Origin of the sequence: Streptomyces sp. NPDC048560 (assembly GCF_040650955.1) — a bacterium.
GTDB lineage: Bacteria > Actinomycetota > Actinomycetes > Streptomycetales > Streptomycetaceae > Streptomyces.
This window is the reverse complement of the sequence record NZ_JBEZIJ010000002.1, coordinates 629887-647352: the sequence shown is the minus strand read 5'-3', so window position 1 is coordinate 647352 and position 17466 is coordinate 629887. Positions and strand designations below refer to the sequence as shown.

Here is a 17466-nt window from a genome sequence, read left to right as displayed (position 1 = left end):
GCTATGCGGCGGGCGGTGAGGGCAGGGGCTGCGGGGGGCGGGGGCCTTCGTACTGCCCGGTGGGACGGATGCGCAGGGGGCGTTCCGCGTACTCCTCCAGGGCGTGCGCGATCCAGCCCGCCGTGCGGGACACCGCGAACACCGTCTCGCCCGCCTCCGGAGGCATGGCGCACGCGACGGAGAACACCGCGAGGGCCAGGTCGACGTTGGCGTGCAGGGGGGTGTGGCGGGCGGTGGTGGCGACCACGTCACGGGCCGCCGCCAGCACGGGGGCCGCCTGCGGCACGTCCGTGAGCAGGGCGAACAGGGCGGTCGCACGGGGGTCCTCGCCGGTGTAGAGGCGGTGGCCCAGTCCGGGAACGCGGCGGCCGGTGCGGAGGTGGTCGGCGACGACCGGGGCGGCGCTGCCGCGCTCCACCACCTCGGCGAGCATCCGGTGGGCCAGCCCGCTCGCGGCCCCGTGCAGCGGTCCCTCCAGGACGCCGAGGCCCGCTGAGACCACGGCGTACGGATGGGCATGGGCGGACGCGGCGACCCGGGCGGCCAGTGTGGACGCCGCCAGGTCGTGGTCGGCGAGCAGGGCGAGGGCCGTGTCCAGGACGGTGAGCGAGGCCGTGTCGGCAGGCCGGGTGGTGAGTTTCGGCCACAGCCGGGCGGCGATCGCGGTGGGGTCACCGTCACCGTCACCGGTGGCCTCTGGCCCGCCTGCCGTCGGCAGGGCGCCCACCAGCGTGGGGATCAGGCCGCGCGCACTGCTCAGCACACCCTGGGGACTCAGGTCGAAGCGCAGCGGATCGGCGGCCGCCGCCGCGACGAGCGCGACCCGCAGGCGGTCCGTGGAGCCGCTGTGCGCGGGCAGCGCGTCCACGGCTCGGCGTGCCGCCGCGAGCGATTCGGGCGATGAGGTGAAGCGGATACCCGGCCGGATCTCGCCGGTCCAGATCCACTCGGCGACCTCCTCGTAGCCGTGGTGGCGGGCCAGTTCCACGGCGTCGACGCCGCGGAAGAAGTACTGGTCGCGATCGATGAACGTGATGGCGGTACGGAAGACGAGGCCGCCGTCGGCGGCTGCGGACTCCCGCCGTCCCGTACGCCTGACGAGCGCTCTCACCTCGGCGGCGTCGAAGGTGCTGCCACGGCCGCCGGGGGCGCGCCTGCTGCTGAGCTGGCCACGGCTGACGTAGGCGTACACGGTCTCGGGCTTCACGCCCAGCAGCTCCGCCGTCTCCCTCGTCGTGAGCCGGGGGCCTTCCGCCGCGTCGCGCGCGTCCTCGGCGGCTGCCGGGCCGGAGATCCGCGCTGCTTGATCCGTCATGGTGCCCACCGTATCCATCGGGACATGTATTGACTCAATCAACATTGACAGATCCGAAGTCAAGCATGGACAGTCGAATCAATACATGGAGACCCCATGCACCACGGAAGCGAGTCCGACATGACGGCCATGACCACCGACCCAGCACCGCTCGACGTACCCCGTGGCCTCGCGGGCGTCGTCGTCACCGATACCGCTCTCGGGGACGTGCGGGGGCGCGAGGGCTTCTACCACTACCGGCAGTACTCGGCGATCGAGCTGGCCCGTACCCGAAGCTTCGAGGACGTCTGGTACCTGATGTTCCACGGAGAGCTGCCCGGTGCCACCGCCCGCGCCGCCTTCACGGCGCGTACGGCGGCGTTGCGTCACCTGCCGCGCGAGGTCACGGAAGCCCTGCCCACGATCGCCGCGGCGGGCGCCGTGTCCGGTCCGCTCGCCGGGCTGCGCACGGCTCTCTCCCTGCTCGGCGCCTCGGCCGGATTCCGTCCGGTGTACGACATCACCACCGAGCGCCGCCGCGACGACGCCCTCGTGGCCTGCGCGGCCGTGCCCACCGTCCTCACCGCCCTGCACCGGCTCGGCCAGGGACTCGAACCCGTCGAGCCGCGCGAGGACCTGCCGTACGCCGCCAACTACCTCTACATGCTCACCGGTGCCGAGCCGGACGCCGCACGGGTCAGGGCCGTCGAGCAGTACCTCATCTCGACCATCGACCACGGCTTCAACGCTTCTACGTTCACCGGCCGGGTCGTGGCCTCGACGGGCGCCGACGTGGCCGCCTGCCTGGTCGCCTCGGTCGGCGCGCTCTCCGGACCGCTGCACGGAGGCGCCCCCAGCCGCGCCCTCGACACGCTCGACGCCATCGGAACCCCCGAACGCGTCGACGCGTGGATCCGGGAACGGGTCCTCGCCGGCGAACGCATCATGGGCTTCGGACACCCCGTGTACCGCACCGAGGACCCGCGGTCGCGGATGCTGCGCTCCGTCGCCGAGAGCTTCGGCGGACCGCTCGTCGACTTCGCCGTCGAGGTCGAACGGCAGGTGGAGGCGATCCTCGCCGAACTGAAGCCGGGGCGCGAACTGCACACCAACGTCGAGTTCTACGCCGGAGTGGTCATGGAGCTCTGCGGTCTGCCGCGCGAGATGTTCACGCCCACCTTCTGCGCGGCGCGTGTGATCGGCTGGAGCGCCAATATCCTGGAGCAGGCGGAGGACTCCAAGATCATCCGCCCGGCGGCCCGCTACGTCGGTACGCCCGCGCCCCAGCCGGTCCCGGCACCCTGACCGTCCACGAGGAAGGCCCCCGTTGACCCCGCCCCGCTCCCCGCAGATTCCGGTCATCGTCCTGGCGGGCTTCCTGGGCTCAGGCAAGACGACGCTGCTCAACCACCTGCTCCAGAACCGCGCGGGGAACCGGATCGGTGTGATCGTCAACGACTTCGGTTCCATCGAGATCGACGCCATGACCGTGGCGGGGCAGGTCGGCTCGACGGTCTCGCTGGGCAACGGCTGTCTCTGCTGCGCCGTCGACGCGAGCGAACTCGACACCTATCTGGAGACCCTCACCAGGCCCGCCGCCCGCCTCGACGTGATCGTCATCGAGGCCAGCGGGCTGGCGGAGCCCCAGGAGCTCGTACGGATGCTCCTGGCCAGCGACAACCCGCGCGTCCGGTACGGGGGACTGGTCGAGGTCGTCGACGCGGCCGAATTCGAGGGGACGCGGGACCGCCACCCGGAGATCGACCGTCATCTCGCCATCGCCGACCTCGTCGTGCTGAACAAGACCGACCGCGTCGACGGGACGGAGCACGGGCGGCTGCGCGAGGCCGTGGCGGCGGTGGGCAGCCGGGCGGCCGTCGTCTCCGCCGCATACGGGCGGATCGATCCCGGACTGCTCTTCGACCCCGTGCCGAGGTCGGACGAGGAGGAGAAGGCCCGCCAGCTGAGCTTCGAGGACCTGTTCGCCGAGGAGCGGGCGGCCCGGGCCGACGAGGAGTACCCGGGGCATCTCCACACGGCGTACGAGAGCGTCTCCTTCACCGCCGAGGTGCCGATGGACCCCCGCCGCTTCATGCGTTTCCTGGACAGCAGGCCCGAAGGGCTCTACCGGATCAAGGGGTTCGCCGACTTCGGGCCGGGGGACCGGGACAACCGGTACGCGCTTCACGCGGTCGGCCGGTTCCTGCGCTTCGTTCCGCAGCAGTGGGGGCGGGACGAGCCGCGGCTCACCCAGCTCGTACTGATCGGTTCCGGCATCGACGCGGAGGCGCTGCACAAGGAGCTCTCGGACTGCCGGGAGAGCGCCGAACAGGACGCCACGAGCATGTGGGGCGTCCTGCGGTACGTACAGCACCCGGACGCGGAGCAGCCTCACAGCGACGCGGATCGGCCCGGCGGCGACGCGGATCGGCCGTAGCCGCCGCGCCGCCGCGGGCTTTCCGCTACACGGGTCCGGCGATCACCGCGACCGGGCTGGTCAGCGGTGTGCCCGAACCGTCACGGCGCGGATCGGGCTCCGGCAGCTGAGCCGGTGTCCCGTTCTTCTGCGCCGCCCGTGCCGGGATGGCGCCTGCCCAGGCGAAGACGAGGACGTCCTCGCCCTTGAGGAAGCGCTGGCAGCGGACACCACCGGTGGCCCTGCCCTTGCGCGGATACTGGTCGAACGGGGTGAGCTTCGACGTCAGCTCGGAATCGTCCAGCGTGCCGTGCGACCCCGCCACCGTGAACACCACCGCGTCCACCGCGGGGTCCACCGCGGTGAACGAGAGCACTTCGGCACCGGCCGCGAGCTTGACGCCCGCCATACCGCCCGCCGGGCGGCCCTGGGGCCGTACCTGTGCGGCCGGGTAGCGCAGCAGCTGGGCGTCGGACGTGATGAAGACCAGGTCCTCCTCACCCGTACGCAACTCGGCCGCGCCGACGATCCGGTCACCTTCCTTGAGCGAGATGACCTCCAACTCGTCCTTGTTGGACGGGTAGTCGGGCACCACTCGCTTCACCACACCCTGCAGGGTGCCGATCGCCAGACCGGGAGACGCCTCGTCCAGGGTGGTGAGACACACCAGCTCCTCGTCCGTCTCCAGCGCGAGGAATTCCGCCACCGGCGCCCCTCCCGAGAGGTTCGGGGCGGCATGCGTGTCCGGGAGACGCGGCAGGTCGATCACCGCGAGCCGCAGCAGCCGCCCGGTCGAGGTGACCGCGCCCACGTCGCCCCGGGCGGTCGCGGACACGGACGACACGATCACGTCGTGCTTGGCGCGCTTGGCGTCCTCGCCGATGACGATGGGGTCCGCGTTGGCCGTACGGGCGAGCAGCCCGGTGGAGGAGAGGAGTACCCGGCACGGGTCGTCCGCCACCTCCAGCGGTACGGAAGCGACCTGTGAGCCCGCCGACTCCAGCAGAACCGTGCGACGGTCGGTGCCGAACTTCTTTGCGACCGCGGCCAGTTCGCCGGAGACGAGCTTGCGCAGCTCCGCGTCCGAATCGAGGATGGCGCTCAGCTGGTCGATCTCGGCGTTGAGCCGGTCGCGCTCGCTCTCCAGCTCGATCCGGTCGAACCGGGTGAGCCTGCGCAGCGGAGTGTCCAGGATGTACTGCGTCTGGATCTCGCTCAGCGAGAAGCGCTCCATGAGCCGCTCCTTCGCCTGCGCCGAGTTGTCGCTGTCCCGGATGAGGCGGATGACCTCGTCGATGTCGACCAGGGCGACGAGCAGGCCCTCGACCAGATGCAGCCGGTCGCGGCGCTTGGCGCGGCGGAACTCGCTGCGCCTGCGCACGACCTCGAAGCGGTGGTCGAGGTAGACCTCAAGGAGCTCCTTGAGCCCCAGGGTGAGCGGCTGGCCGTCGACCAGCGCCACGTTGTTGATGCCGAAGGACTCCTCCATCGGCGTGAGCTTGTAGAGCTGCTCCAGCACCGCTTCCGGCACGAAGCCGTTCTTCACCTCGATGACCAGACGCAGGCCGTGCGAGCGGTCGGTGAGGTCCTTGACGTCCGCGATGCCCTGGAGCTTCTTCGCCGAGACGAGATCCTTGATCTTGGCGATCACCTTCTCCGGGCCGACGGTGAAGGGCAGTTCGGTGACGACGAGACCCTTGCGGCGGGCCGTGACGTCCTCTATGGCGACGGTGGCGCGGATCTTGAACGTGCCGCGGCCTGCCGCGTACGCGTCCTTGATCCCGCCCAGGCCGACGATCCGGCCCCCGGTCGGCAGGTCCGGACCCGGGACGAACCGCATCAGGGTCTCCAGGTCCGCGCCCGGGTGCCTGATGAGGTGGCGGGCGGCGGCGATGACCTCGCCCAGGTTGTGCGGCGGCATGTTGGTCGCCATGCCGACCGCGATCCCGGTCGCACCGTTGACCAGGAGGTTCGGGTACGCGGCGGGCAGGACGACCGGCTCCCGCTCCTGGCCGTCGTAGTTCGGCTGGTAGTCGACGGTGTCCTCGTCGATCGACTCCGTCATCAGCGAGGTGGCGTCGGCCATCCGGCACTCGGTGTACCGCATGGCGGCCGGCGGGTCGTCGTTTCCGAGCGAGCCGAAGTTGCCGTGGCCGTCGACGAGCGGGAGGCGCATCGAGAACGGCTGTGCCATGCGTACCAGCGCGTCGTAGATCGACGCGTCGCCGTGCGGGTGCAGCTTGCCCATCACTTCGCCGACGACGCGGGCGCACTTCACATAGCCGCGGTCGGGGCGGAGCCCCATCTCGTTCATCTGGGACACGATGCGGCGGTGCACCGGCTTCATGCCGTCGCGGGCGTCGGGCAGGGCCCTTGAGTAGATCACCGAGTAGGCGTACTCGAGGAAGGAGCCCTGCATTTCGTCGACGACGTCGATATCGAGGATTCTCTCCTCGAAGTCGTCCGGCGGCGGGGTCTTCGTGCTGCGGCGGGCCATCGCTGCTGCGACTCCTTCACGGATTCTGTTCGGGCAACCTCAGGTTCTGACGCGGACCATTGTGGACCGCCGCACCGACAACGCCGACCTCGACCCGTCCGAAGCGGTCCTGCGGGCCCCGCGGGAGGCTCCGTTTACGGCAGCATCTACGACAACATCCACGGATCGGGAACTTCGCCAGGTGTCGGTGCGCTTGCTTAGAGTGGCAGGTCTGGCAGGAAAACCTGTATCGCGATCGAAGGGACGTACATGCCCATGGGTCACACGGCCACAGCTCAGGCCGGCTCCGGCGGCAGAACAGCGACCGAGCACCGCCTGGCCAACGGCCTGCGTGTGGTGCTCTCGGAGGACCATCTGACCCCGGTCGCCGCGGTCTGTCTCTGGTACGACGTCGGTTCGCGCCACGAGGTCAAGGGGCGTACCGGTCTGGCTCACCTCTTCGAACACCTGATGTTCCAGGGTTCGGGCCAGGTCAAGGGGAACGGGCACTTCGAGCTCGTGCAGGGAGCCGGTGGTTCGCTGAACGGCACGACCAGTTTCGAGCGGACCAACTACTTCGAGGTCATGCCCACGCACCAGCTGGAGCTCGCGCTCTGGCTGGAGGCCGACCGCATGGGCTCGCTCCTCGCCGCGCTCGACGAGGAGTCCATGGAGAACCAGCGCGACGTCGTGAAGAACGAACGCCGCCAGCGCTACGACAACGTTCCGTACGGCACGGCCTTCGAGAAGCTGACGGCCCTCGCCTACCCGGAGGGCCACCCGTACCACCACACCCCGATCGGCTCGATGGCCGACCTGGACGCGGCGACCCTGGAGGACGCGCGTACGTTCTTCCGCACGTATTACGCGCCCAACAACGCGGTGCTCTCGGTGGTCGGCGACATCGATCCGCAGGAGACGCTCGCCTGGGTCGAGAAGTACTTCGGTTCCATCCCGGCGCACGACGGCAAGCAGCCGCCGCGGGACGGCAGGCTGCCGGACGTCATCGGTGAGCAGCTGCGCGAAGTGGTCCACGCGGAGGTTCCGGCGCGCGCCCTGATGGCCGCCTACCGGCTGCCGCACGACGGCACGCGGGAGTGCGACGCCGCGGACCTCGCGCTGACCGTGCTGGGCGGCGGGGAGTCCTCCCGGCTGCACAACCGGCTGGTCCGCCGTGACCGTACGGCGGTGGCCGCGGGCTTCGGGCTGCTCAGGCTGTCCGGGGCGCCCTCGCTGGGCTGGCTGGACGTGAAGACCTCCGGCGGCGTCGAGGTGCCGGAGATCGAGGCAGCGGTCGACGAGGAGCTGGCCAGGTTCGCCGCTGAGGGCCCCACGCCCGAGGAAATGGAGCGGGCTCAGGCGCAGTTGGAGCGCGAGTGGCTGGACCGGCTCGGCACGGTCGAGGGCCGCGCCGACGAACTGTGCCGGTACGCCGTGCTGTTCGGTGACCCGCAGCTGGCCCTGACGGCCGTGCAGCGGGTGCTCGACGTCACGGCGGAGGAGGTCCAGGCTGCCGCCAAGGCACGCCTGCGCCCCGACAACCGCGCGGTCCTGGTCTACGAGCCGGTCGAGGCGCCGGCAGACGCCGGTGCCGAAGCAGACGACGCCGCCGAAGCCGGCACCGACACGCACGAAGGGGCCGAGCAGTGAGCGACGCCGCTGTGACTGGAGTAGCGATGGAGTACCACCCGCAGCCGACCGCGGGCGTGGCCAGGCCCTGGGCCTTCCCCGCACCCGAGCGTGGCGCCCTGCCCAACGGCCTCACGGTGCTGCGCTGCCACCGCCCTGGCCAGCAGGTGGTCGCGGTGGAGATCTTCCTGGACGCTCCGCTGGACGCGGAGCCCGAGGGCCTCGACGGCGTGGCGACGATCATGTCCCGCGCGCTGTCCGAGGGCACGGACAAGCGTTCCGCCGAGGAGTTCGCCGCCGAGCTGGAGCGCTGCGGCGCGACGCTCGACGCACACGCCGACCACCCCGGCGTCCGGGTCTCCCTGGAGGTCCCGGTCTCCCGGCTGACCAAGGCGCTCGGACTGATCGCCGAAGCGCTGCGGGCGCCCGCGTTCTCCGAGAGCGAGATCGAGCGCCTCGTGGGCAACCGCCTCGACGAGATCCCGCACGAGCAGGCCAACCCGGCCCGCAAGGCGGCCAAGCAGCTCTCCAAGGAGCTCTTCCCGGCCACGGCGCGCATGTCGCGTCCGCGGCAGGGCACCGAGGAGACGGTGGCGCGTATCGACGCCGCGGCCGTGCGCGCCTTCTACGACGCGCACGTCCGTCCGTCCACCGCGACTCTGGTCATCGTCGGTGACCTGACCGGTGTCGACGTGGACGCGCTCCTCGCCGAGACCGTCGGTGACTGGTCGGGCAACTCCGCCGAGCCCCGCCCGGTCCCGCCCATCACCGCGGACGACCGCGGCCGTGTGGTGATCGTGGACCGTCCCGGCGCGGTGCAGACGCAGCTGCTGATCGGCCGCATCGGCGCCGACCGGCACGACAGTGTCTGGCCCGCCCAGGTCCTCGGCACGTACTGCCTCGGCGGAACCCTCACCTCGCGTCTGGACCGCGTCCTGCGCGAGGAGAAGGGCTACACCTACGGCGTACGCGCCTTCGGGCAGGTGCTGCGTTCCACCGGCCCGGGTTCCCCCTCGGGGCGCACCGGGGCGGCGATGCTCGCCATCAGCGGCTCGGTGGACACGGAGTCCACGGGGCCCGCGCTGGACGACCTCTGGAAGGTCCTGCGGACCCTGGCGGCCGAGGGGCTGACCGACGCGGAGCGCGAGACGGCCGTGCAGAACCTCGTGGGCGTCGCCCCGCTGAAGTTCGAGACGGCGGCCTCCGTGGCGGGCACCCTCGCCGACCAGGTCGAGCAGCACCTCCCGGACGACTACCAGGCCCAGCTGTACGCGCGCCTGGCCGAGACCGGCACGGTCGAGGCGACGGCCGCGGTGGTCAACGCGTTCCCGGTGGACCGCCTGGTCACGGTGCTCGTCGGCGACGCCTCCCAGATCGCGGAGCCTGTCCGCGCACTGGGAATCGGGGAGGTGTCGGTCGTCAGCGGCTGACGACCGGTCCGCCATCCGACGTACACACAAAAGAGCACAAAAGGGACCCCGATGGGCAACTCGCCCTCGGGGTCCCGTCTTTTTGTCCGTCTTTGATGGGGAGACCGCCTATCTGCCCTGTGGGATGTACTACAAATCAGCCTGTCCGTTTGGTGATTGAAAGTGGCCCCGTTTAGCGTCGGCTCGGCTGTCCGTCATGTGTATGCCGCACCCGTGGCGCCGGGCAGCCATCGCCGAGTCCCCGTCAGGCGCGAGCCTGGGGAGCCGGGGACCCACGAAGTCCCTGGGGTGAATCGGACGTCCGCGCTCCTTCGGGGGTGCGGGGGCCCGTAGGAGACCTTCCTGCTCCGAACCCGTCAGCTAACCCGGTAGGCGAGAAGGAAGGAAAGGATCAGCCCCTCAATGGCGTTCACCCGTGCCACCGGGAAGCACCGTGCCCCGAGCCGTCTGACGCGCAGGAGCGCTCATGTCGCCGGCATCGCGGCTCTGGCCACCACAGGCGTCATCGGCGGGATGGCCTCCCCGGCCCTCGCGGCCGACGAGGCCCGTACCGTCAGCGACACCGGCCTGACCCAGGTCATCGCCATCGAAGGCACCCTCGCCGACCAGATCGCCGCCCAGGCGAAGGCCCAGGAGCAGCAGGCCGAGGCCGCCGCGAAGGCCAAGGCGAAGGCTGTCGCCGAGGCCAAGGCCAAGGCGGAGGCCAGGGCGAAGGCGAAGGCCGAGGCCGAGCGCAAGGCGAAGGCCCGTGCCGCCGAGATCCGCGAGGCCGAGGCCCGCGCCGCCCGAGCGGCCGAGCGCAAGCGTCTGACCTCCTTCCACCTTCCGGTCGCCGGTTCCTACGTCACCACCGGCTACAAGTCCGGCGGCGCGCTCTGGTCCTCCGGCAGCCACTCGGGTGTCGACTTCCGCGCCGCGTCCGGCTCCTCCGTCGTCGCCGTCGGCGCCGGCACGGTCGTCGAGGCCGGCTGGGGCGGGGCCTACGGCAACAACATCGTGCTCCGGATGACGGACGGCACGTACACCCAGTACGGCCACCTCTCCTCGATCGGCGTCTCCGTCGGCCAGAGCGTCACCTCGGGGCAGCAGATAGGCATCTCCGGCTCGACCGGCAACTCCACCGGGCCGCACCTCCACTTCGAGGCCCGGACCACCCCCGAGTACGGCTCCGACATGGACCCCGTCGCGTACCTGCGCTCGCACGGGGTGAACGTCTGACCCGCACTCCGCTCCGCAGTGCTTCCCGAAGGCCCCGGCTTCCCGCCGGGGCCTTCGGCGTATCGCCCGGGGCTCTCCAGCCTCTCCGCCGAAGCCTTCCGTGGCCAGAAGATATCCCCGGCTTCCGCTCTGCCGTCGGAAATTCGGCCTCATTGCAATAGAGTCACAGAACAGGCGTCGATCGGCCGCGTTTCGCGGGGATTAAGGCGGAGGTTCGGACATGCGCATTCCCGCGCATTCGGTATGCACGGCAATCCGTGACGACATCGTCTCCGGTGTCTTCGATCGCGGCAGCCGCCTCACCGAGGAGTTGCTCGCGCGTCGTTACGGGGTTTCGCGCGTCCCGGTGCGCGAAGCCCTGCGCACACTCGAGTCGGAGGGGTTCGTCGTCACGCGCCGCCATGCCGGCGCGTGCGTGGCCGAGCCCACCGAGCAGGAGGCCGCCGATCTCCTGGAGGTCCGGATGCTGCTGGAGCCGCTCGGTGCGGCGCGGGCCGCCCAGCGGCGCACCGAGGCGCACCTCAAGGTGCTCCGAGGCCTGGTCAGGCTGGGGCAGGAGCGGGTTCGGCGGGGCGAGGGCGAGGATCTGCGCTCCCTGGGGGGCTGGTTCCACGAGACGCTCGCGCAGGCCTCGGGCAGCCCCGGCCTCATCGCGCTGCTCACCCAGCTCCGGCACAAGATCGCCTGGATGTACGCGGTCGAGCAGCCCGTACGCCCCGCGGAGTCCTGGGCCGAGCACGGTGCGATCGTGGACGCGGTCGCCCGCGGTGACGCCGACCGGGCCAGGGCGCTGGCGGTCCAGCACGCCGAGCGGGCGATCGCGGCGCACCGGCTGCGCCGTCCGGACCGGCCCGGCCACCAGGGGCGCGGAGCGGTGCAGTCCCGGGTGAGCACTTCGCAACATGCCGTAAACATCGCGGGCGTCCGTCATTAACAATTGCGCCGTATACAAAGAAGGCAATTGTGCGCAGGGCTTTCTTTGTGCTGCCCGAATTCGAGCCTTCGATGTCTTTTCGGAAACGAAAAAGTCGCGGCACCCGTTCAGGGGTGCCGCGACTGAGTCGCAGAATTAATTCCGGCTGAATCCGGCTGGAATCAGACCGTCTCCGGGAGCTCCTCGAGCCCCTCGGCGACGAGCTTGGCCAGACGGTCCAGGGCGACCTCGGCGTTGTCCGCCTCGGACGCGAGCACGATCTCCTCGCCCCCGGTGGCGCCCAGGCCCAGCACCGCGAGCATCGACGCGGCGTTCACCGGGTTGCCGTCGGCCCTGGCGATCGTCACGGGGACGCCGGAGGCCGTGGCGGCACGGACGAAGATGGAAGCGGGGCGGGCGTGCAGGCCCTCGGCCCAACCGACGTTGACGCGGCGCTCAGCCATGGTTCTGCCCTTCACGAATCAATGGTTGTCTAGACCAGTCTCTCATGCAGTGCGCACTGCTGTGCCCTGTCCCGGGCCGGTCCCGGCGGCCGGTGGGGCACCCTCAGACTGCCCCGGCCCCGATCCCTCCGCGACCGGTGCGTCCGCCGTAGGCTTTGCCCATGCAGCCCACGCCGGAGCAGAGTCCGCATCACGCGTACCCCGACCACTGGGAGGCGGACGTGGTCCTGCGCGACGGTGGCACCGCGCGCATCAGGCCGATCACGACCGACGACGCCGAGCGGCTGGTCAGCTTCTACGAGCAGGTCTCCGACGAGTCGAAGTACTACCGCTTCTTCGCCCCGTATCCGCGTCTCTCCGCCAAGGACGTGCACCGCTTCACCCATCACGACTACGTCGACCGGGTCGGACTCGCCGTCACGACCGGCGACGAGTTCATCGCCACCGTGCGCTTCGACCGCATCGACGCACAGGGCAGGCCCGCGCCCGCACCCGCCGACGAGGCCGAGGTCGCCTTCCTCGTCCAGGACGCCCACCAGGGCCGCGGAGTGGCATCCGCACTCCTCGAACACATCGCCGCCGTCGCACGCGAGCGGGGCATCCGCCGCTTCGCCGCCGAGGTGCTGCCCGCCAACAACAAGATGATCAAGGTGTTCCGGGACGCCGGCTACACCCAGCAGCGCAGCTTCGAGGACGGCTCCGTCCATCTCACGCTCGACCTGGAACCCACCGCCGAATCCCTCGCCGTCCAGCGCGGCCGCGAGCAGCGCGCCGAGTCGCGATCGGTGCAGCGGCTCCTCGCCCCCGGTTCCGTCGCCGTCGTCGGCACCGGCCGCACCCCCGGCGGGGTCGGGCGCACCGTGCTGCGCAACCTCCTCGGTTCCGGCTACACCGGACGTACGTACGCCGTGAACCGGGCCTTCGGCGCCGACCTGACGGAGATCGACGGGGTCCCCGCGCACCGGTCCGTCGGCGAGATCCACGAGCAGGTCGACCTCGCCGTCCTCGCCGTGCCGGCCCACCGGGTGCCCGAGGCCGTCGCCGACTGCGGTGAGCACGGTGTGCGGGGCCTCGTCGTCCTCTCCGCCGGATACGCCGAGAGGGGGGCCGAAGGGCTTGAGAGGCAGCGCGAACTCGTCCGCCAGGCACGCTCGTACGGCATGAGGATCATCGGCCCGAACGCCTTCGGCATCATCAACACCTCCGAGGCCGTCCGGCTGAACGCCTCCCTCGCCCCCGAGTCGCCCGCACCCGGCCGCATCGGGCTCTTCACCCAGTCGGGCGCCATCGGTATCGCACTGCTCTCCGGACTCCACCGGCGCGGCGCGGGCCTGTCCACGTTCATCTCGGCGGGCAACCGGGCCGACGTCTCAGGCAACGACTTCCTCCAGTACTGGTACGAGGACCAGGACACCGATGTCGCCCTCCTATACCTCGAATCACTGGGAAACCCACGCAAGTTCACCCGCCTCGCCCGGCGGACCGCGGCCGTGAAGCCGGTCGTCGTGGTGAAGGGCGCCCGGCACAGCGGTACCAACCCGCCGGGCCACGCCGTGCCCGTCAGCCGGATCCCCGACGCCACCGTCTCGGCGCTGATGCGGCAGGCGGGAGTGATCCGCGTCGACACGGTGACGGAGATGGTCGACGCGGGCCTGCTCCTCGCCGGCCAACCGCTCCCGTCCGGCCCCCGGGTGGCGATCCTGGGCAACTCTGAGTCGCTGGGCCTGCTCACGTACGACGCCTGCCTCGCGGAGGGACTGCGCCCGCGTCCGCCCCTCGACCTGACCACGGCCGCGAGCCCGCAGGACTTCCGGGACGCGCTGTCCGGGGCGCTCGGCGACCAGACCTGCGATGCCGTCATCGTGACCGCGATCCCCTGGGTGGGGGAGAACGGCGAGGCGGAGACGGGTGACGGCGAGGTCCTGGCGGCGGCCCTGCGCGAAGCGGCCGCGGCCGGCCCCGCCAAGCCCGTCGCGGTGGTCCACGTGGAGATCGGCGGGCTGGCCGAGGCCCTGGCCGCAGCCGCCGGCACGGTCGCCCCCGCCCGCACCGGGGCGCCCAGGACGGCCCCCGCCGCCCCTCCGGCCGCCGACGCCGCCCCGGCCCCCGCCACCCCGCCGGCCGCCGACGCCGCACCGGACACCACGAGCACCCCCGCCCCCATCGGCCGCATCCCCGCCTACCCGGCCGCCGAGCGGGCCGTCCGGGCGCTCGCCGAAGCGGTGAAGTACGCGCAGTGGCGCCGCCAGGCGGCCTTCCCCGGCAAGGTCCCCGACTTCGACGACACCGTCGACGAGGCAGGGGCTGCCCGCCTGATCGGCACCCTGCTCGGCCCCGCTCCCGACCCCCGGGGCCGCCCCCTCACCCACGACGAGGCCCGCGAACTGCTCGGGTCCTACGGAATCAGCGTCCGCCCCACGCTCCCCGCACCCGACCCGGAGGCAGCGGCAGGCGCCGCCGCGCGGCTCGGCTACCCCGTCGCGCTCAAGACCACCGCCCCGCACCTGCGCCACCGCGCCGACCTCGGCGGCGTCCGGCTCGACCTCGCCAACGAGAGCGAGCTGCGACGGGCGTACGGGGAGCTGACCGAGCTCCTCGGCAAGCCCGCCGAGCTCCTGCCGGTCGTGCAGGCCATGGCGCCGCGCGGAGTCGACACCGTCGTCCGCGCCTCGATCGACGCGGCAGCGGGAGCGGTCCTCTCCTTCGGGCTGGCGGGAGCCCCCTCCGAACTGCTCGGAGACACCGCCCACCGGCTGGTCCCCGCCACCGACCGGGACGCCGCCGAGCTGGTCCGGTCCATCAAGGCGGCCCCGGTGCTCTTCGGCTGGCGCGGTTCCGCACCCGTCGACACCCCCGCGCTCGAAGAGCTGCTGCTCCGGGTGTCCCGGCTGGTCGACGACCATCCTGAGGTGGTCTCCATCGCTCTCGAACCCGTGGTCGTCGCCACCCAGGGGCTGACCGTGCTCGGAGCGAGCGTCCGCCTCGCGCCGCCCCCGGCCCGCAGCGACCTGGGCCCCCGCCGCCTCCCCAGCTACTGAGGTCATCCGGGCGTCCCGCCCCGCGGCCCGCCGCACCTGCCGCAGGGCGTGCCCGGCAGCCACCGGGCCCCCGTAGGATGGTCCCTATGGCAAAGACCGGTACGACGACCCAGGGGCTGCGCGCGGCGATCGAGCGCAGCGGCTACTACCCGGCCCTCGTGGCCGAGGCGGTGGAGGCCGCCGTCGGCGGGGAGCCGGTCGCTTCGTACGTGGTGCACCAGGAGACCACCTTCGACTCCAACGAGGTGCGCCGCCATGTCACGGTGCTGGTCCTGACGGACAACCGCTTCATCGTCAGCCACACCGACGAGCAGACCGCGGACACGGATTCGCCGACTCCGTTCGCCACCACCTCCACCGAGTCGGTGAAGCTCGACCGGATCTCGTCCGTCGTGCTCAGCCGCGTCGTGGCCAACCCGGAGAAGTACGTGCCGGGGACCCTGCCCCGCGAGGTCGTCCTCACCATCGGCTGGGGCGCCGTGTCCCGTATCGACCTGGAGCCCGCCGCCTGCGGCGACCCCAACTGCGAGGCCGACCACGGCTACACGGGCAGCTCCACCGCCGACGACCTGAGCCTGCGGGTCAGCGAGGCCGGTGACGGCCCGGAGACCGTGCGCGAGACGCTCGCCTTCGCCCAGGCGCTCTCCGAGGCCACGGCCGCGACCGCGGCGACCGGCCGCTGATGGTCCAGCCCGCGTGGCAGGACCCTGTTCTGCTCCCTCTCGACACCGCCCCGGTCCCCGAGTACGGGAGCGGCTCGCTCGCCGATCTGCTGCCGACGCTCGTCGCCGGACAGGGCGTACCGGGATTCGAGGCCGCGATCCCGGAGCTCGCGCCGGCCGACCGGAACTGCGTGTTCCTGATCGACGGGCTCGGCTGGGAGCAGATCAGGACCCACCCCGACGAGGCTCCGTTCCTGTACTCGCTCCTGCCGTCCTCGCGCGGGGGCACGGGCCGCCCGCTCACGGCGGGCTTCCCGTCCACCACCGCGACCTCCCTCGCCTCGGTCGGTACGGGGCTGCCGCCCGGAGAGCACGGCCTTCCCGGCTACACGGTCCGCAATCCGGAGACCGGCGCGCTGATGAACCAGCTCCGCTGGCGCCCCTGGACCGAGCCGAAGGTCTGGCAGCCGAACCCCACCGTCTTCAAGCTCGCCGACGCGGCGGGCGTGCGCACCGCGCAGGTGTCCGCCCCCACCTTCGAGCAGACCCCGCTCACCAAGGTCGCGCTCAGCGGCGGCTCCTTCCTCGGCCGGCTCTCCGGCGAGGAACGCATGGACATCGCCGCCGAACGGCTGGCCGCGGGCGACCGCTCCCTCGTCTACACGTACTACAGCGAGGTCGACGGCAAGGGGCACCGCTTCGGCATAGACTCCGACGCCTGGCGCGGGCAGCTGATGTACGTCGACGGACTCGCCCGGCGCCTTGCGGAGCAGCTTCCGCCCCGCTCGGCGCTGTACATCACGGCCGACCACGGCATGATCGACATCCCCTTCGACGAACAGTCCCGGATCGACTTCGACGAGGACTGGGAACTGCGCGCGGGAGTCGCCCTGCTGGGCGGCGAGGGCAGGGCCCGTCACGTGTACGCGGTCCCCGGCGCCGAGGCCGACGTCCTGACCGTCTGGCAGGAGGTGCTCGGCGAGCAGTTCTGGGTGGCGAGCCGGGACGAGGCGATCGCCGCGGGCTGGTTCGGACCCCGGATCGACGAGCGGGTCTACGGCAGGATCGGCGACGTGGTGGCGGCGGCCCACGACGACGTGGTGATCACCGCGTCCGTCCAGGAGCCGAACGAGTCGGCGATGGTCGGTATGCACGGCTCGATGACCCCTGTCGAACAGCTCGTCCCGCTGCTCGAAGTACGCTCCTAAGCCCTTCTCTCCCTCCGCCCCCACTCCACGCCCGCCCGAAAGGTGCTCAACCCCTCATGCCCGAGCTTGTGTTCTTCTCCGGAACTATGGACTGCGGAAAGAGCACACTGGCGCTCCAGATCGCCCACAACCGTGATGCGCGGGGCCTGCAGGGCGTGATCTTCACGCGTGACGACCGTGCCGGGGAGGGCAAGCTGTCGTCCAGGCTCGGCCTGGTGACGGAGGCGGTCGAGGCGCCGGATGGCATGGACCTGTACGCGTACCTCGTCGCGCAGCTCTCCCAGGGCGGCAAGGCGGACTACGTGATCGTCGACGAGGCCCAGTTCCTGGCCCCGGAGCAGATCGACCAGCTCGCCCGGGTCGTCGACGATCTGGGCATGGACGTGTTCGCGTTCGGGATCACCACGGACTTCCGTACCAAGCTCTTCCCGGGTTCGCAGCGGCTGATCGAGCTGGCCGACCGGATAGAGGCCCTTCAGGTGGAGGCCCTGTGCTGGTGCGGCGCCCGGGCCACCCACAACGCCCGTACGGTGGGCGGGGAGATGGTCGTCGAGGGTGCCCAGGTGGTCGTCGGTGACGTCAACCGCCCGGCGGAGGAGATCGGTTACGAGGTCCTCTGCCGCCGCCACCACCGCCGTCGCATGACCTCGGCCGCGGCTCACGCGGGCGCCCTGTCCCCGGACGTCCTCCCGGTCAACTCCGCCTGAAGTACGACCGA

General features: G+C 71.4%; 13 protein-coding genes and 1 riboswitch. Of the genes, 10 read left to right on the top strand and 3 right to left on the bottom strand.

The window, feature by feature from the left end:
* Window position 1: 1 nt before the first annotated feature.
* Window positions 2-1315, bottom strand: coding sequence for a citrate synthase (locus tag AB0C82_RS09630; RefSeq protein ID WP_362838160.1), 1314 nt, complete (start codon window positions 1313-1315; stop codon window positions 2-4).
* Between the two features lie 129 nt (window positions 1316-1444).
* On the opposite strand from AB0C82_RS09630, the gene AB0C82_RS09625 reads away from it, so the two are divergent.
* Entirely contained in the window at window positions 1445-2599 is a 1155-nt protein-coding gene (locus AB0C82_RS09625; protein ID WP_362838418.1) for a citrate synthase/methylcitrate synthase, read from the top strand.
* 22 nt (window positions 2600-2621) lie between these two features.
* Window positions 2622-3731 (top strand): GTP-binding protein, encoded by a 1110-nt coding sequence (locus tag AB0C82_RS09620; RefSeq protein WP_362838158.1) that lies wholly within the window; start codon window positions 2622-2624, stop codon window positions 3729-3731.
* Window positions 3732-3756: 25 nt separating this feature from the next.
* On the opposite strand, the gene AB0C82_RS09615 is transcribed toward AB0C82_RS09620, so the two are convergent.
* A complete protein-coding gene (locus AB0C82_RS09615) occupies window positions 3757-6207 on the bottom strand; it encodes a DNA topoisomerase IV subunit A (protein WP_362838155.1) in 2451 nt (816 codons plus the stop codon).
* A gap of 249 nt (window positions 6208-6456) precedes the next feature.
* Here AB0C82_RS09615 and AB0C82_RS09610 point away from each other — a divergent pair, with 249 nt between their 5' ends.
* From AB0C82_RS09610 to AB0C82_RS09595, 4 genes are all read left to right on the top strand, one after another.
* Complete coding sequence (locus AB0C82_RS09610; RefSeq protein WP_362838153.1) at window positions 6457-7836, top strand: pitrilysin family protein; 1380 nt, start codon at window positions 6457-6459, stop codon at window positions 7834-7836.
* 26 nt (window positions 7837-7862) lie between these two features.
* Complete coding sequence (locus AB0C82_RS09605) at window positions 7863-9245, top strand: pitrilysin family protein (RefSeq protein ID WP_362838416.1); 1383 nt, start codon at window positions 7863-7865, stop codon at window positions 9243-9245.
* 221 nt (window positions 9246-9466) lie between these two features.
* Window positions 9467-9634, top strand: a riboswitch (cyclic di-AMP (ydaO/yuaA leader).
* 13 nt (window positions 9635-9647) lie between these two features.
* Window positions 9648-10463 (top strand): M23 family metallopeptidase, encoded by an 816-nt coding sequence (locus AB0C82_RS09600; RefSeq protein WP_362838151.1) that lies wholly within the window; start codon window positions 9648-9650, stop codon window positions 10461-10463.
* A 220-nt stretch (window positions 10464-10683) separates the two neighbouring features.
* A complete protein-coding gene (locus tag AB0C82_RS09595) occupies window positions 10684-11397 on the top strand; it encodes a GntR family transcriptional regulator (RefSeq protein WP_362838148.1) in 714 nt (237 codons plus the stop codon).
* Window positions 11398-11558: 161 nt separating this feature from the next.
* On the opposite strand, the gene AB0C82_RS09590 is transcribed toward AB0C82_RS09595, so the two are convergent.
* Window positions 11559-11840 (bottom strand): HPr family phosphocarrier protein, encoded by a 282-nt coding sequence (locus AB0C82_RS09590; RefSeq protein WP_362838145.1) that lies wholly within the window; start codon window positions 11838-11840, stop codon window positions 11559-11561.
* 161 nt (window positions 11841-12001) lie between these two features.
* On the opposite strand from AB0C82_RS09590, the gene AB0C82_RS09585 reads away from it, so the two are divergent.
* From AB0C82_RS09585 to AB0C82_RS09570, 4 genes are all read left to right on the top strand, one after another.
* Window positions 12002-14878 (top strand): GNAT family N-acetyltransferase, encoded by a 2877-nt coding sequence (locus AB0C82_RS09585; protein ID WP_362838142.1) that lies wholly within the window; start codon window positions 12002-12004, stop codon window positions 14876-14878.
* Between the two features lie 86 nt (window positions 14879-14964).
* Window positions 14965-15561, top strand: coding sequence for a DUF5998 family protein (locus AB0C82_RS09580; RefSeq protein WP_362838139.1), 597 nt, complete (start codon window positions 14965-14967; stop codon window positions 15559-15561).
* Entirely contained in the window at window positions 15561-16748 is a 1188-nt protein-coding gene (locus AB0C82_RS09575; protein WP_362838136.1) for a nucleotide pyrophosphatase/phosphodiesterase family protein, read from the top strand. Before AB0C82_RS09580 ends, AB0C82_RS09575 begins: the two co-directional genes overlap by 1 nt.
* Window positions 16749-16804: 56 nt before the next feature.
* Window positions 16805-17455 (top strand): thymidine kinase, encoded by a 651-nt coding sequence (locus AB0C82_RS09570; protein ID WP_362838134.1) that lies wholly within the window; start codon window positions 16805-16807, stop codon window positions 17453-17455.
* Window positions 17456-17466: the final 11 nt, after the last annotated feature.